Origin of the sequence: Bacteroides sp. 44_46, from assembly GCF_001915465.1 — a bacterium.
Taxonomy (GTDB): domain Bacteria; phylum Bacteroidota; class Bacteroidia; order Bacteroidales; family Bacteroidaceae; genus Bacteroides; species Bacteroides clarus.
In genome coordinates this window covers 1-16,711 of record NZ_MNQO01000004.1, presented here as the reverse complement: position 1 = coordinate 16,711, position 16,711 = coordinate 1, and the positions used below count along the sequence as shown (strand labels likewise).

14 protein-coding genes and 2 pseudogenes are annotated in these 16,711 nt (G+C 46.9%); 13 read left to right on the top strand and 3 right to left on the bottom strand.

All coding sequences use genetic code 11. The features are described 5' to 3' along the window. The 6 genes from BHV73_RS03365 to rpoC all read left to right on the top strand — a co-directional run. The coding region (locus BHV73_RS03365) for an uL11 family ribosomal protein (protein WP_286736499.1) at positions 1-298 on the top strand (298 nt) is incomplete at its 5' end. Between the two features lie 15 nt (positions 299-313). After that, positions 314-1,012: a 50S ribosomal protein L1 gene (rplA, locus tag BHV73_RS03360; protein ID WP_005656564.1), complete on the top strand. Its 699-nt coding sequence runs from the start codon at positions 314-316 to the stop codon at positions 1,010-1,012. A 15-nt stretch (positions 1,013-1,027) separates the two neighbouring features. Beyond that, positions 1,028-1,525, top strand: a complete 498-nt coding sequence (gene rplJ, locus BHV73_RS03355; RefSeq protein ID WP_286736495.1) for a 50S ribosomal protein L10 — start codon at positions 1,028-1,030, stop codon at positions 1,523-1,525. 12 nt (positions 1,526-1,537) lie between these two features. After that, positions 1,538-1,915, top strand: coding sequence for a 50S ribosomal protein L7/L12 (rplL, locus tag BHV73_RS03350; RefSeq protein ID WP_009122245.1), 378 nt, complete (start codon positions 1,538-1,540; stop codon positions 1,913-1,915). A 68-nt stretch (positions 1,916-1,983) separates the two neighbouring features. Next, complete coding sequence (rpoB, locus tag BHV73_RS03345; protein ID WP_502686884.1) at positions 1,984-5,733, top strand: DNA-directed RNA polymerase subunit beta; 3,750 nt, start codon at positions 1,984-1,986, stop codon at positions 5,731-5,733. 107 nt (positions 5,734-5,840) lie between these two features. After that, entirely contained in the window at positions 5,841-10,136 is a 4,296-nt protein-coding gene (rpoC, locus tag BHV73_RS03340) for a DNA-directed RNA polymerase subunit beta' (RefSeq protein WP_087412068.1), read from the top strand. A 225-nt stretch (positions 10,137-10,361) separates the two neighbouring features. Here rpoC and BHV73_RS14735 read toward each other — a convergent pair whose 3' ends face one another. The 3 genes and pseudogenes from BHV73_RS14735 to BHV73_RS03330 form a co-directional block, all read right to left on the bottom strand. Beyond that, on the bottom strand, positions 10,362-10,664 hold the full coding sequence (locus BHV73_RS14735; protein ID WP_373129522.1) for a DnaB-like helicase C-terminal domain-containing protein: 303 nt from the start codon (positions 10,662-10,664) through the stop codon (positions 10,362-10,364). 12 nt (positions 10,665-10,676) lie between these two features. Further along, a complete protein-coding gene (locus tag BHV73_RS14730) occupies positions 10,677-11,135 on the bottom strand; it encodes a DnaB-like helicase N-terminal domain-containing protein (protein ID WP_373129521.1) in 459 nt (152 codons plus the stop codon). Positions 11,136-11,212: 77 nt separating this feature from the next. Next, positions 11,213-11,428 (bottom strand): annotated as a pseudogene (locus BHV73_RS03330) (LvrA C-terminal domain-related protein); the annotation flags it as partial. 491 nt (positions 11,429-11,919) lie between these two features. On the opposite strand from BHV73_RS03330, the pseudogene BHV73_RS03325 reads away from it, so the two are divergent. The 7 genes and pseudogenes from BHV73_RS03325 to BHV73_RS03295 form a co-directional block, all read left to right on the top strand. Then, positions 11,920-12,391: pseudogene (locus BHV73_RS03325) on the top strand (HU family DNA-binding protein). A 77-nt stretch (positions 12,392-12,468) separates the two neighbouring features. Further along, positions 12,469-12,738 carry a hypothetical protein gene (locus BHV73_RS03320; RefSeq protein WP_229116284.1) on the top strand — a complete coding sequence of 90 codons (270 nt, stop codon included), beginning with the start codon at positions 12,469-12,471 and terminating at the stop codon, positions 12,736-12,738. 145 nt (positions 12,739-12,883) lie between these two features. Then, on the top strand, positions 12,884-13,195 hold the full coding sequence (locus BHV73_RS03315; RefSeq protein WP_087412245.1) for a DUF3467 domain-containing protein: 312 nt from the start codon (positions 12,884-12,886) through the stop codon (positions 13,193-13,195). A 127-nt stretch (positions 13,196-13,322) separates the two neighbouring features. Further along, entirely contained in the window at positions 13,323-13,724 is a 402-nt protein-coding gene (gene rpsL / locus BHV73_RS03310) for a 30S ribosomal protein S12 (RefSeq protein ID WP_004291249.1), read from the top strand. A 155-nt stretch (positions 13,725-13,879) separates the two neighbouring features. Next, positions 13,880-14,356, top strand: a complete 477-nt coding sequence (gene rpsG, locus BHV73_RS03305) for a 30S ribosomal protein S7 (protein WP_005656559.1) — start codon at positions 13,880-13,882, stop codon at positions 14,354-14,356. 56 nt (positions 14,357-14,412) lie between these two features. Then, positions 14,413-16,530: an elongation factor G gene (gene fusA, locus BHV73_RS03300; RefSeq protein WP_286736453.1), complete on the top strand. Its 2,118-nt coding sequence runs from the start codon at positions 14,413-14,415 to the stop codon at positions 16,528-16,530. A gap of 91 nt (positions 16,531-16,621) precedes the next feature. Continuing rightward, positions 16,622-16,711 (top strand): 30S ribosomal protein S10 (locus BHV73_RS03295; protein ID WP_286736501.1); only part of this gene is annotated, 90 nt, incomplete at its 3' end.

The window sequence follows — 16,711 nt, the reverse complement described above, 5'->3', positions numbered from 1 at the left end:
AGCAGGAAAGATTCTTCCTGTGATTATCACTTACTACGCAGATAAGTCTTTCGATTTTGTAATCAAGACTCCTCCCGTTGCTATTCAATTACTTGAAGTGGCTAAGGTAAAGAGTGGTTCTGCTGAGCCTAACCGTAAGAAAGTTGCCGAGATTACTTGGGAACAGGTTCGTACGATTGCTCAGGACAAGATGGTTGACTTAAACTGTTTCACTGTAGAAGCTGCCATGAAGATGGTTGCCGGTACAGCTCGTAGTATGGGTATCGCTGTAAAAGGGGAGTTCCCGGTTAATAACTAATAAACTTCAATTAGAATGAGTAAACTGACAAAAAATCAAAAGTTGGCTGCAGAAAAAATTGAAGCAGGGAAAGCATACTCTCTCAAAGAAGCTGCTCAATTGGTAAAAGAGATCACTTTTACTAAGTTTGACGCTTCTCTGGATATCGACGTACGTTTGGGCGTTGACCCGCGTAAGGCTAACCAGATGGTGAGAGGTGTTGTATCACTTCCTCACGGTACTGGTAAAGTTACACGCGTTTTGGTGCTTTGTACACCGGATGCTGAAGCTGCTGCAAAAGAAGCCGGAGCTGACTATGTTGGTCTTGACGAATATATTGAAAAGATCAAAGGTGGATGGACTGATATTGATGTAATCATCACTATGCCGTCTATCATGGGTAAGATTGGTGCACTCGGTCGTGTACTCGGTCCTCGTGGATTGATGCCGAACCCGAAGAGCGGCACTGTAACTATGGATGTTGCTAAAGCTGTAAAAGAAGTAAAACAGGGTAAAATCGACTTCAAGGTTGATAAGAGCGGTATTGTTCACACTTCTATTGGTAAAGTTTCATTTAGTGCTGATCAAATTCGCGACAATGCGAAAGAATTCATCTCTACTTTGAATAAATTGAAACCGACCGCAGCCAAGGGTACATATATCAAGAGTATTTATCTTTCTAGCACGATGAGTGCGGGTATCAAGATTGACCCGAAATCAGTAGAAGAAATCTAATAAAACGGAGTAATAATGAGAAAGGAAGATAAAAGTACGATTATTGAGCAGATTGCTGCTACAGTTAAGGAATACGGTCACTTCTATTTGGTAGACACTACTGCTATGAACGCTGCTGATACAAGCGCGTTGAGAGCTTTATGTTTCAAGGCTGACATCAAACTGATGGTAGTTAAGAACACATTGCTTCACAAAGCATTGGAAAGCCTGGAAGAAGATTATTCTTCGCTTTACGACTGCATGAAGGGTACGACAGCTGTAATGTTTTGCAACACAGCGAATGCACCTGCTAAACTGCTGAAAGATAAAGCTAAGAACGGTATTCCCGGATTGAAAGCTGCGTATGCAGAAGAAAGCTTCTATGTTGGTGCTGACCAGTTGGATGCTCTCGTAAGTATCAAGAGTAAGAATGAAGTTATTGCTGAAATCGTTGCTTTGCTGCAATCACCGGCCAAGAACGTTATTTCTGCTCTGCAATCAGGTGGTAACACCATTCACGGAGTAAACAATTAAAATCATACAAAAATGGCAGATTTGAAAGCTTTTGCAGAACAATTAGTTAACTTGACAGTAAAAGAAGTTAATGAACTTGCAACTATCCTGAAAGAAGAATACGGTATTGAACCTGCTGCTGCAGCTGTTGCTGTTGCTGCTGGTCCTGCAGCTGGTGCTGCTGCTGCCGCTGAAGAAAAATCTTCTTTCGATGTAGTATTGAAGAGCGCTGGCTCAGCTAAACTTCAAGTAGTTAAAGCCGTTAAGGAAGCTTGCGGTCTTGGTTTGAAAGAAGCTAAGGACATGGTAGACGGTGCTCCTAGCGTAGTAAAAGAAGGTTTGGCTAAAGACGAAGCAGAATCATTGAAGAAAACATTGGAAGAAGCTGGAGCTGAAGTTGAACTTAAATAACATTAACCTGTCAATCAGGTAATTCGGTAAGGAACCCTTCGTGAAAAGGGTTCTTTACCTTTTTGTGTATATATTTAAAATTAAGTTCTACAAATCCATTAACAGATGTCTTCAAATACTGTAAATCACCCGAGAAACGTAAGAACGAGGGACTGTATAAAGTATTTGCTGAAAACTTCCCCATTGCCGATACAAGAAATAATTTTGTTCTTGAGTTTTTGGACTATTATATTGATCCGCCGCGTTATACTATAGACGAATGTATAGAGCGAGGGCTTACCTATAGTGTACCCTTAAAGGCAAAATTAAAATTATATTGTACCGACCCCGACCACGAAGATTTTGATACGGTTATTCAGGATGTATTCCTGGGTCCGATTCCTTACATGACGGATAAAGCTACGTTCGTCATCAACGGTGCGGAACGTGTTGTTGTGTCACAGCTTCACCGTTCTCCGGGCGTATTCTTCGGTCAGAGCGTGCATGCCAACGGTACTAAGTTATACTCAGCCCGTATCATCCCGTTCAAGGGTTCTTGGATTGAGTTTGCTACCGACATCAACAATGTCATGTATGCTTATATCGACCGTAAGAAGAAGTTGCCGGTAACCACATTGCTGAGAGCTATCGGTTTTGAGAATGATAAGGACATTCTTGAAATCTTCAACTTGGCAGAAGACGTGAAGGTGAACAAGACGAACCTCAAGAAGATTGTAGGTCGTAAGTTGGCGGCACGTGTATTGAAAACATGGATTGAGGATTTTGTAGACGAAGATACCGGTGAAGTTGTTTCTATCGAGCGTAACGAAGTTGTTATCGACCGTGAAACCATAATCGAGCCGGAACATGTTGACATTATATTAGAGTCGGGCGTTCAGAACATCCTTGTACACAAGGAAGAGCCGAACCAGTCTGACTACTCCATTATATATAATACTCTGCAGAAGGACCCCAGTAACTCGGAAAAAGAGGCAGTGCTTTACATCTACCGTCAGTTGCGAAATGCAGACCCGGCTGATGATGCCAGTGCACGCGAGGTTATCAACAACCTGTTCTTCTCAGAAAAGAGATATGACTTGGGTGATGTAGGTCGTTACCGTATCAACAGAAAGTTGAACTTGACGACAGATATGGACGTACGTGTCCTCACCAAGGAAGATATTATCGAGATTATCAAGTATCTGATCGAGTTGATTAACTCAAAAGCGGATGTTGATGATATCGACCACTTGAGTAACCGTCGTGTACGTACAGTAGGCGAACAATTGTCCAACCAGTTTGCTATCGGTTTGGCACGTATGTCACGTACCATCCGCGAGCGTATGAATGTTCGTGACAATGAAGTCTTCACTCCGATTGACTTGATTAACGCCAAGACTATTTCTTCCGTTATCAATTCATTCTTCGGAACGAACGCTTTGTCACAGTTCATGGACCAGACCAACCCGCTTGCCGAAATCACTCACAAGCGTCGTATGTCTGCTCTGGGTCCCGGTGGTTTGTCGCGTGAGCGTGCTGGTTTCGAGGTGCGTGACGTACACTATACTCACTACGGACGTCTGTGTCCGATTGAAACGCCTGAAGGTCCTAACATCGGTTTGATTTCTTCACTCTGTGTGTTCGCCAAGATTAATGAGCTGGGTTTCATCGAGACTCCGTACCGTAAGGTGGCTAACGGAAAAGTAGACCTTTCGGATGAAGGTCTGGTTTACCTCACAGCCGAAGAAGAAGAAGAAAAGATTATCGCTCAGGGCAATGCGCCTTTGAACGATGACGGAACTTTCGTACGCGACAGAGTAAAATCACGTCAGGACGCCGACTATCCGGTTGTAGCGCCTGATGAAGTGGAATTGATGGACGTATCTCCCCAGCAGATTGCTTCTATTGCGGCCTCTTTGATTCCGTTCTTGGAGCATGACGATGCCAACCGTGCGTTGATGGGTTCTAACATGATGCGCCAGGCAGTTCCTTTGTTGAAGAGCGAAGCTCCGATTGTAGGTACAGGCATCGAACGTCAGCTCGCACGCGACTCTCGTACGCAGATTACAGCAGAGGGCGAGGGTGTTGTTGATTTCGTGGATGCTACGACTATCCGCATTCTGTATGACCGTACGGAAGACGAAGAGTTCGTAAGCTTCGAATCTGCACTGAAAGAATATACGATTCCTAAATGGCGTCGTACCAACCAGAACATGACGATTGACCTTAGACCTATTTGTGAGAAAGGTCAGCGCGTGACGAAAGGGCAAATCCTTACCGAGGGTTACTCCACCGAACAGGGCGAGCTTGCTTTGGGTAAGAACCTGTTGGTTGCCTACATGCCTTGGAAGGGATATAACTATGAGGATGCCATTGTATTGAACGAACGTGTGGTTCGCGAGGACCTTTTGACTTCCGTACACGTAGAAGAGTACTCTTTGGAAGTTCGTGAAACGAAGCGCGGTATGGAAGAGTTGACTTCCGATATTCCTAACGTAAGCGAAGAAGCAACAAAGGACCTCGACGAGAACGGTATCGTTCGCGTGGGTGCCCGTATCGAGCCGGGCGACATCCTAATTGGTAAAATTACTCCGAAGGGAGAATCAGACCCTTCTCCGGAAGAAAAGTTGCTTCGCGCCATCTTCGGTGATAAGGCTGGCGATGTGAAAGACGCTTCTTTGAAGGCATCTCCGTCTTTGAAGGGTGTTATTATCGGTAAGCGTCTGTTCTCCCGCGTCATCAAGACTCGTAGTTCCAAATTGGCGGACAAAGCGTTGCTGCCGAAGATCGACGATGAGTTCGACGGTAAGGTAGCCGACTTGAAGAAGATATTGGTGAGCAAGCTCTTGAAGCTCACTGAAAACTACACATCCGAGGGTGTGAAGGACTATATGGGAGCCGAAGTAATTAGTAAGGGCGCTAAGTTCTCTGCTTCCGATTTCAGTGATATGGACTTCACCGCCATTCAATTGAGTAACTGGACAAAAGATGAGCACACCAACGGATTGATCCGTGCACTGGTGATGAACTTCATCAAGAAATATAAAGAGCTCGATGCAGAGTTGAAGCGTAAGAAATTCGCTATTACCATTGGTGACGAGTTACCTGCGGGTATCATTCAGATGGCTAAGGTTTACATTGCCAAGAAACGTAAAATCGGTGTTGGTGATAAGATGGCCGGTCGCCACGGTAACAAGGGTATTGTTTCGCGCGTGGTACGTCAGGAGGATATGCCGTTCTTGGCGGACGGTACTCCGGTAGATATCGTATTGAACCCGCTGGGTGTGCCTTCACGTATGAACATCGGCCAGATATTCGAGGCGGTTCTGGGACGTGCCGGAAAGAATTTGGGCGTTAAGTTCGCTACGCCTATCTTCGACGGTGCCACGCTGGACGACCTGAACGAATGGACCGATAAGGCAGGTCTGCCCCGCTATGGCAAGACTACTTTGTTCGACGGTGGTACAGGTGAGGCGTTCGAGCAACAGGCTACGGTAGGTGTGACATACATGTTGAAACTCGGCCACATGGTTGAAGACAAGATGCACGCACGTTCTATCGGTCCGTACTCACTTATTACGCAACAGCCGTTGGGAGGTAAGGCGCAGTTCGGTGGTCAGCGTTTTGGAGAAATGGAAGTTTGGGCGCTCGAGGCATTCGGTGCGGCACACATCCTACAAGAGATTTTGACTATTAAGTCTGATGATGTTGTCGGACGCTCCAAGGCTTACGAAGCAATCGTTAAGGGTGAGCCGATGCCTGCTCCGGGTATCCCCGAATCACTGAATGTATTGCTGCACGAGTTGAGAGGTTTGGGCTTGAGCATCAACTTAGAATAAATTGAAATTTGAGAATTGAGGATTGGGAGATGATACCTCTCAACCCTCAGTTCCCGACTTATCAACATTTATTTTTCAATTTTTAATTCTCAATTATATATAAAAGTATGGCTTTTAGAAAAGATAACAAGATAAAGAGTAATTTCTCGAAAATCTCTATCGGTTTGGCTTCTCCCGAAGAAATCTTGGAGAATTCGAGTGGTGAAGTTTTAAAGCCTGAAACCATCAACTATCGTACGTATAAGCCAGAGCGCGACGGTTTGTTCTGCGAGCGCATCTTTGGTCCTATCAAGGACTATGAGTGCCATTGCGGTAAGTACAAACGCATCCGTTACAAAGGCATTGTCTGCGACCGTTGCGGTGTGGAAGTGACAGAAAAGAAAGTACGTCGCGAGCGTATGGGACACATCCAGTTGGTTGTGCCGGTAGCTCACATCTGGTATTTCCGTTCACTTCCTAATAAAATCGGTTACTTGTTGGGCTTGCCTACCAAGAAACTCGATGCCATTATCTACTACGAGCGTTATGTGGTTATCCAGCCGGGTGTATTGGAAGGCGAGGTAGCACAGTTCGATTTGCTCGAAGAAGGAGAATACCTGGATTTGTTGGACAAGTTGCCAAGCGACAACCAGTACCTTGAAGATTCAGACCCCAATAAGTTTGTTGCTAAGATGGGTGCGGAAGCTATTTACGACCTGCTGTCACGCATCGACCTCGACTCATTGTCTTACGACCTGCGTAACCGTGCGGGCAGCGATGCTTCGCAACAGCGCAAGAGTGAAGCTTTGAAGCGTCTGCAAGTAGTCGAGTCTTTCCGTGCATCACGCGGACGTAACAAGCCCGAGTGGATGATTGTACGTATCGTGCCGGTTATCCCACCCGAACTCCGTCCGTTGGTACCGTTAGATGGCGGACGTTTCGCCACTTCCGACCTGAACGACCTTTACCGTCGCGTTATCATCCGTAACAACCGCTTGAAGAGATTGATTGAAATCAAGGCTCCCGAAGTGATTTTGCGTAATGAGAAGCGCATGTTGCAGGAGGCTGTCGACTCATTGTTCGATAACTCCCGTAAGTCGAGTGCGGTGAAGACCGATGCCAACCGTCCTTTGAAGTCCCTTTCCGACAGTTTGAAAGGTAAGCAGGGACGTTTCCGTCAGAACCTGCTGGGTAAGCGCGTCGACTATTCCGCACGTTCCGTAATCGTTGTAGGTCCGGAATTGAAGATGGGCGAGTGCGGTATTCCTAAACTCATGGCAGCAGAACTCTACAAGCCGTTTATCATCCGCAAGCTCATCGAGCGCGGTATCGTAAAGACGGTGAAGAGTGCCAAGAAGATTGTAGATCGCAAGGAACCCGTTATCTGGGACATACTGGAACACGTAATGAAAGGACATCCAGTATTGCTGAACCGTGCCCCGACACTTCACCGTCTGGGTATTCAGGCATTCCAGCCTAAGATGATTGAAGGTAAGGCAATCCAGTTGCATCCGTTGGCATGTACGGCATTCAACGCCGACTTCGACGGTGACCAAATGGCCGTTCACTTGCCTTTGAGCAACGAAGCTATTCTGGAAGCGCAGATGCTGATGCTCCAGTCACATAATATCCTAAACCCTGCCAACGGTGCGCCTATCACAGTGCCTGCACAGGATATGGTACTCGGTTTGTACTATATCACCAAGTTGCGTAAGGGAGCTAAGGGTGAAGGCCTTACTTTCTACGGCCCCGAAGAAGCGCTTATTGCCTACAACGAAGGCAAGTGCGATATCCACGCGCCTATCAGCGTTATCGTTAAGGACATTGACGAAAACGGCAATGTAGTGGATAAGATGATGCACGACACTTCGGTAGGCCGTGTTATTGTAAACGAAATCGTACCTGCCAAAGCGGGTTACATCAATACGATTATTTCCAAGAAGTCACTTCGTGACATCATCAGCCACGTAATCAAGGTTTGTGGTGTGGCAGAAGCGGCCGAATTCCTCGACGGAATTAAGAACCTCGGTTATCAGATGGCCTTCAAGGGCGGTCTTTCGTTCAACTTGGGCGATATCATCATTCCCGAAGAGAAGGAAGCGCTGGTACAGAAAGGTTACGAAGAAGTAGAGCAGGTAATCAACAACTATAACATGGGTTTCATCACCAACAACGAGCGTTACAACCAGGTAATCGACATCTGGACACACGTAAACTCCGAGTTGTCAAACATCCTGATGAAAACCATTTCAAGCGACGACCAGGGATTCAACTCCGTATACATGATGTTGGATTCGGGAGCCCGTGGTTCTAAGGAACAGATTCGTCAGCTTTCCGGTATGCGTGGTTTGATGGCGAAGCCTCAGAAGGCAGGTGCCGAAGGCGGTCAGATTATCGAGAATCCGATTCTTTCTAACTTTAAGGAAGGTCTTTCCGTGTTGGAGTACTTTATCTCTACCCACGGTGCCCGTAAGGGGCTTGCCGATACCGCTTTGAAGACAGCCGATGCCGGATACCTGACCCGTCGTCTGGTCGACGTGTCTCACGATGTGATTATCAATGAAGAAGACTGCGGTACGCTTCGCGGACTGGTTTGTACGGCTTTGAAGAACAACGATGAAACAATTGCCACGCTGTACGAACGTATCCTGGGACGTGTATCCGTACATGATATCGTTCACCCTACAACCGGCGAATTGCTTGTTGCAGGCGGTGAGGAAATTACCGAAGCCATTGCGCAGAAGATTGAGGACTCTCCGATTGAGAGCGTTGAAATCCGTTCCGTATTGACTTGTGAATCCAAGAAAGGTGTTTGCGCCAAGTGTTACGGACGTAACCTGGCTACCAGCCGCATGGTTCAGAAGGGTGAAGCTGTCGGCGTAATCGCCGCACAGTCCATCGGTGAGCCGGGTACGCAGTTGACGTTGCGTACGTTCCACGCCGGTGGTACGGCGGCCAACATCGCTGCCAACGCAAGTATCGTTGCCAAAAATCCTTCCCGTCTGGAATTCGAAGAGCTCCGTACGGTAGATATCATTGACGAAGCAGGCGAACCCGCAAAAGTAGTGGTAGGTCGTTTGGCCGAAGTGCGCTTCGTAGATGTCAATACTGGTATCGTGCTTTCCACACACAACGTACCCTACGGTTCTACACTCTACGCAGCCGACGGCGAAGTGGTAGAGAAAGGCAAGTTGATTGCCCGTTGGGACCCGTTCAACGCGGTTATCATTACTGAAGCTACCGGTAAGATTGAGTTTGAAGGCGTTATCGAGAACGTTACCTATAAGGTGGAATCCGATGAATCTACCGGTTTGCGCGAAATCATCATCATCGAGTCTAAGGACAAGACGAAGGTTCCTACCGCGCATATCATGACCGAGGCCAGCGAGCTTATCCGTACTTACAACCTTCCTGTGGGCGGCCACGTGGTAGTAGAAGACGGACAGAAAGTAAAAGCCGGTGAAGTAATCGTGAAGATTCCGCGTGCCGTTGGTAAGGCGGGTGATATCACGGGTGGTCTTCCTCGTGTCACCGAATTGTTCGAGGCCCGTAATCCGTCTAACCCTGCCGTGGTTTCCGAAATCGACGGTGAGGTTACAATGGGTAAAGTGAAACGCGGTAACCGTGAAATCATCGTTACCTCTAAGACCGGAGAAGTCAAAAAGTACCTTGTGCCGCTGTCTAAGCAGATTCTGGTACAGGAGAACGACTACGTGCGTGCCGGTACTCCGTTGTCCGACGGTGCCATTACGCCTGCCGATATCCTTGCCATTAAAGGTCCTACGGCTGTACAGGAATATATCGTGAACGAAGTACAAGACGTTTACCGTCTGCAAGGTGTGAAGATTAACGACAAGCACTTTGAAATCATCGTTCGCCAGATGATGCGTAAGGTTGAAATCGACGAGCCGGGCGATACCCGCTTCCTGGAACAACAGGTAGTGGACAAGCTCGAGTTCATGGAAGAAAACGACCGTATCTGGGGTAAGAAGGTAGTAGTAGACGCCGGAGATTCTCAGAACCTGCAACCGGGACAGATTGTCACTGCCCGCAAGCTGCGTGACGAGAACTCCATGCTGAAACGCCGCGACTTGAAACCCGTTTCGGTACGTGATGCAGTGCCCGCTACTTCTACACAGATTCTTCAGGGTATTACCCGTGCCGCTTTGCAGACTTCGAGCTTCATGTCGGCCGCTTCCTTCCAGGAAACGACGAAGGTGCTCAATGAAGCCGCTATCAACGGTAAGGTAGACCGTTTGGAAGGTATGAAGGAGAATGTTATCTGCGGTCACTTGATTCCTGCCGGTACAGGCCAGCGTGAGTTCGACAAGGTCATTGTCGGTTCAAAAGAAGAGTACGACCGTATGCTTGCCAATAAGAAAACGGTGCTCGACTATGCTGTGGATGATAAAGTAGAAGAGTAATATACTACGCTAATACAATCAGTGATTTTTATAATGAAAAAAGAGAGCCTTGCAAGAGGTTCTCTTTTTTCTTTTATCACATGGAGACAAGAAACTTTTGGATGGATATGGGGAAGATGGAGAGTTTACTTGCAATGCTTCAGCATATACTCCATTGGCGGCACATAGTCTCCGATGGCGGTTATGCTCTTGTTGTGTCCGAAGTAAACGTTCCCTGTTTCACCGTTACGGTGTTTCGCCACCATGATTACACCCAGTCCGTCGGACGGATAGCCGCTCTCCCTGCATCTCTATACTGTAAAACACCACATGCCGTCCGGCGCTTGCAGCGGCTTTTGCCAGATGCAGGGCTATGGCAGTCTTGCCCACCGAGGGACGGGCGGCGATGATGTTCAGGTCGCACGCTTGCCAACCGGACGTCAGGCGGTCTAATCCGGCCAGTCCGGTGGGTATGCCCGTTACGCCGTTCTTGGTGTTTTCGATGCGCTGCTCCGCTTTGGCTATGGTCTCTTCCATAAGCTGCTGCATAGGGCGCAACTGTTACGTCCAGCTACATTCGTTTTCGATACGGTCTGTCAGCAGGTGCCGGACGTTCAGTATATCTTCGATGTCGTAGGTAGGGTCCTCGGACTGGGAAGTCAGGCTGTTGATACCTACAATCAGTTCACGTCTCAGGTAGCGGTCTTTGATAAGCTCGGCGTGCAGTTCGATGTGTGCCGAACTCGTCACTTTCGATGATAGACGGACGATGCCGTATGCACCGCCTGCTTCATCCAATTTACCTCGCTTTTGTAAAGCCTCTTTCACAGTCAGTATGTCTATCGGTTCGTTGTTGCGGTGCATGTTTTCAAGCACCGCATACAACGTTTGTTCCTTTTCGTGATAGAACATCTCCGGGCTCAGCGTCTGTGCCACCAGCGGGAAAGCTTTTTTCTCTATCATCAGCGCTCCAAGCACTGCCTCTTCTATCTCCGTTATTTGAAAATTCGTAGTATCCACTCTGTTTTGTTTTTTTATGTTTTTCCCCTGCTATCTCATATTTCACCCATTATGCTTTGCCTTTCCTCTCGCTTTTGTCAGTACCCGTCTTCCTCGTCCAAAAAACATTTGTCAGCCAGATAGCTTGTCGCCTGTTTGTAATAGCGTATATTGGCCAGCCCTTCGTAGTAGGGTATCTGCTCTATCGCCATGTTGCGTTCTTCGGAGGAGAGGCGCAGCCCTTCTCGGCAGGTGCGCCCTATGCTCCGCTTGGGCAAGAGGGTGAGGTCGTGATATGCCTGCCAGAAGCGGTCGAACTGTTCGTCCCGGCAGTCGCTTGCGGCAGACTGTTACGGCAGAAAATCCACTACATGGATGTGGGCAAGGCTATGGTCTATGCTATACTTTATCAGTTGCAGTTTTTGCAAATTCAGGAAGAATCGGCGAACGCGGGTTTTGCTCCAGCGGAAAAGGCGTGCCCAGGTGTCGAGGCTCTTAATGGAGTCGCCGACGGGCAGGTTATCGTCCGGCCATAGAGCGTCATGCTGCCTTCGCGGTAGTTGACGTTGGCGATAAGGATGCAGTAGGCTTCCGTTTCGCTGGCGGGAGAGAAGTAGTGAAAAGGATGGGGAGTGAATGAGCGAGTGTGCAAGGCTCCGGTTCTGGATACATCCGCATACCCTAGCAACCGCCGGTAACGTTCGCCGGTCGGTCTTGCTTCCTCTTTGCAGTATCTTTGTTTTACCAAGCCGGCGAAGTGAACATAAAGATAGTATTCATTTAAAATCAAAGAGGAGACAAAAGTATGGCTATTGTATTTAAAAAGGCATTGTGTAAGAATGTGACGGATAAGTCGATGGTGGCAAAGTATCATCCGCAGTTGCTTACTTTAGGGCAGAGCGTAGGCATCGACCGCATGGCTTATCAGATGAAAGAGAACAGTTCGCTTTCCAAAGGAGATATCCTCAGTGTGATTGCCTATTTTGTGGAGTGTATGCGTACGAATCTGTATAACGGACATTCGGTAAACATCCGCGACTTTGGAGTGTTCAGCCTCTCGGCGCGTACCGAAGGTGCGGAAGCGGAAAAGGATTGTACGGCGAAGAAGATTCGGACGGTACGTATCAATTTCCGCCCCTCTATCGGTGTACGTCCCGACCCCGCTTCCACACGTGCGGAAGATGCCATGGAGTTTGTAGACTTATCTGGACTCCCAGAAGGGTAACGGCGGGAATGGCGGCGGTAATGACGGGGAAGAAGAGAATCCGTTGGGATGAACCGTATCTGTGTGGTATGAACGAAAATAATGGAATGAAAGATGAAAGCGATTATTTAAAAGGTGTTGGAATGTCTGATGGCATTCCTTCTGTTCCTGTCCAAACGAGGCAAGAAGAAAATGGAGAAAATGAAAAAGTTCAGCGAATTGGTCAGAGAACAGTATGCGTTCCTGGTCGGGCAGTTGGAGAAAATGCTGCAGGATTATTTCGGGCTGAGTACGCAGGTCAAAGAAATGCATGCCGAAATATTCTCGTTGAAAACGAAGTTGGTAAAAGAACTGCTCCGCCGGTGCATGCGTGAGAGTTGTGATAAAAGGCGACCGGAAAATAACGTAACGGCAGTATAGAGGTTTCGCCCTTGCAGGTTGACAGGCTTGCGGGGCGGACTTTTTTATTCTTTCCGGCAGGCGGCTGCTTTTGCATCGAAGTATTTTGTATGTTCTGAACGAAAGAAGTATATTTGCCTCTTAATTATAATAATGTATGGATAATATGGAAAATCAAGAGAATAATAACGGACAATTGCAGATAGAACTGAAAGAAGAGGTGGCGCAAGGCACTTATGCCAATCTTGCCATCATCACTCACTCCAGCTCGGAGTTTATCATGGATTTTATACGGGTGATGCCGGGGATGTCCAAGGCCGGAGTGCAGTCGCGCATTGTGCTGGCGCCCGAGCACGCCAAACGTCTGCTGCGCGCGCTTGAAGAAAATATAGGTAAATACGAACGCGCTTTCGGTTCCATCCGTATGCCGGACGAGCAACCTCTTCCGCCGCTGCCCAACATTAAGGGGGAAGCATAAAATCAAAAAAAAAACTTGTAGTGCATTGATTATTCAAAACTTATTAGTATCTTTGCAGCCCAAAAGGCCCAAAAGTGTATAGTTTTGAATTAATATAAACAATAATATATAACTAAAAACAATTAAAATGCCTACAATTCAGCAATTAGTAAGAAAAGGACGCGAGGTTTTGGTAGAGAAAAGTAAGTCTCCCGCCTTGGATTCTTGTCCTCAAAGACGTGGCGTTTGCGTGAGAGTGTACACTACCACTCCGAAGAAACCGAATTCAGCTATGCGTAAAGTAGCTCGTGTGCGTTTGACTAACGGTAAAGAGGTGAACTCTTACATTCCGGGAGAAGGTCACAACTTGCAGGAACACTCAATCGTATTGGTACGCGGCGGTCGTGTAAAAGACCTTCCGGGTGTACGTTATCACATTGTTCGTGGTACTTTGGATACCGCAGGCGTTGCCAACCGTACTCAAAGACGTTCCAAATACGGTGCTAAGCGTCCGAAACCGGGACAGGCCGCTCCCGCTAAGAAGAAATAATCAAGCGGCCGAAACTGATAAACAGTAAAATTAAAAGTAATAACTTACGTTTTAGTTTGTTGGAAATGCTAAAGGTTGAGTAAACACTCCGGTGGGAGAGTTGAAGAAGACAGAAGTAAACAACCAAGAACGAAAAACATTATTCTTTCAGACAAATGAGAAAAGCAAAACCTAAAAAACGTATTATCCTTCCGGATCCCGTTTTTAATGATGTGAAAGTTTCCAAGTTCGTTAACCACTTGATGTACGACGGAAAGAAGAATACCTCTTATGAAATTTTCTACGCCGCTTTGGAAACAGTGAAGAACAAAATGCAGAATGAAGAGAAATCAGCTCTTGAAATCTGGAAAAAAGCTTTGGACAACGTAACTCCTCAAGTGGAAGTGAAGTCTCGCCGTGTAGGTGGTGCTACTTTCCAAGTTCCTACTGAAATCCGTCCCGACCGCAAGGAATCAATCTCAATGAAGAACCTGATTATCTTTGCACGCAAGCGTGGTGGTAAGTCTATGGCTGACAAACTGGCTGCTGAAATCATGGATGCTTTCAACGAACAAGGCGGTGCTTTCAAACGTAAAGAAGATATGCACAGAATGGCTGAAGCTAACCGTGCATTTGCTCATTTCAGATTCTAATACTATAAGAGACTACCAATCGAAGATTAAAAACTTAAAGTAAAAGGAATTAGAAAATGGCAAAGAATGATTTACATTTGACACGTAATATCGGTATCATGGCCCACATCGATGCCGGAAAGACAACAACCTCTGAACGTATTTTGTTTTATACGGGTTTGACCCACAAAATCGGTGAGGTACACGATGGTGCCGCTACAATGGACTGGATGGAGCAAGAGCAGGAACGTGGTATCACTATCACTTCCGCCGCTACTACCACTCGTTGGAAATATGCCGGTGATACTTATAAAATCAACCTGATTGATACCCCGGGACACGTTGACTTTACCGCTGAGGTAGAGCGTTCTTTGCGTATTCTTGACGGCGCCGTTGCTGCTTACTGTGCAGTAGGTGGCGTTGAACCGCAATCCGAAACCGTTTGGCGTCAGGCTGATAAATATAACGTGCCGCGTATCGCATACGTTAATAAAATGGACCGTTCGGGTGCCGACTTCTTCGAAGTTGTTCGCCAGATGAAGGACGTTTTGGGCGCTAATCCTTGTCCTATCGTTGTGCCTATCGGTGCTGAAGAATCTTTCAAAGGTTTGGTAGACCTTATCAAGATGAAAGCTATCTACTGGCATGATGAAACGATGGGTGCTGACTATACGGTAGAGGAAATCCCGGCCAACCTGATAGACGAAGCTAACGAATGGAGAGATAAAATGCTCGAAAAAGTAGCTGAGTTTGACGATGCTTTGATGGAGAAATATTTCGATGATCCTTCTACTATCACAGAAGAAGAAGTCTTGAGAGCTCTCCGTAACGCTACGGTACGAATGGCTGTTGTTCCTATGTTGTGCGGTTCTTCATTCAAAAACAAGGGTGTACAGACTTTGCTTGACTACGTTTGCGCATTCTTGCCTTCTCCGCTGGATACAGAAAATGTTGTCGGTACAAACCCCGAAACCGGTGCTGAAGAAGACCGTAAGCCGAGCGAAGACGAAAAGACTTCTGCTTTGGCGTTCAAGATTGCGACCGACCCGTATGTAGGCCGTTTGACTTTCTTCCGCGTTTACTCAGGTAAGATTGAAGCCGGTTCTTATATTTATAACTCTCGCTCTGGCAAGAAGGAACGTGTTTCTCGTCTGTTCCAGATGCACTCAAATAAGCAGAATCCTGTTGAGGTGATTGGTGTCGGTGATATTGGTGCTGGTGTAGGCTTCAAGGATATTCATACCGGTGATACGCTGTGCGACGAAACTGCACCGATCGTATTGGAATCTATGGACTTCCCCGAACCGGTAATCGGTATCGCAGTCGAACCTAAGACTCAGAAGGATATGGATAAGCTGTCTAACGGTTTGGCTAAATTGGCCGAAGAAGATCCGACGTTTACAGTCAAGACTGATGAGCAGACAGGCCAGACGGTTATCTCCGGTATGGGTGAGCTCCACTTGGATATCATCATCGATCGTCTGAAACGTGAGTTCAAGGTTGAATGTAATCAGGGTAAACCTCAGGTTAACTATAAGGAAGCTATCACGAAGACTGTTAACTTGCGCGAAGTTTACAAGAAGCAGTCGGGTGGTCGCGGTAAGTTTGCGGATATCATCGTGAATATCGGTCCTGTTGATGAGGACTTTACTCAAGGCGGTTTGCAGTTTGTTGACGAAGTGAAGGGCGGTAATATTCCTAAGGAATTCATTCCGTCTGTACAGAAGGGTTTCACAACTGCAATGAAGAACGGTGTGTTGGCCGGCTATCCGCTGGATTCACTGAAAGTGACTTTGGTCGACGGTTCTTTCCACCCGGTTGACTCTGACCAGTTGTCATTTGAAATATGTGCTATCCAGGCATACAAGAACGCTTGTGCTAAGGCAGGTCCGGTATTGATGGAGCCTATCATGAAGCTGGAAGTTGTTACTCCGGAAGAAAACATGGGTGATGTTATCGGTGACTTGAATAAGCGTCGCGGTCAAGTAGAAGGTATGGAATCAAGTCGTTCGGGTGCCCGTATCGTGAAGGCGATGGTTCCGCTGGCAGAAATGTTCGGTTACGTGACTGCGTTGCGTACTATCACTTCTGGTCGTGCAACTTCTTCAATGGTATATTCTCACCATGCTCAGGTTTCTAACTCTATTGCCAAGGCAGTATTGGAAGAAGTAAAAGGTCGTACAGACTTAATCTAAAAAAATAACTAAAGTCCGTAGGTTAGCGAATGACTCTTAACCTACGGAACTTTATCTTATTATAATAACACTATTAATAATTAAGACAGTAATGAGTCAAAAAATTAGAATCAAACTGAAATCTTACGACCACAACTTGGTTGACAAGTCAGCTGAGAAGATTGTAAGAACGGTGAAGACA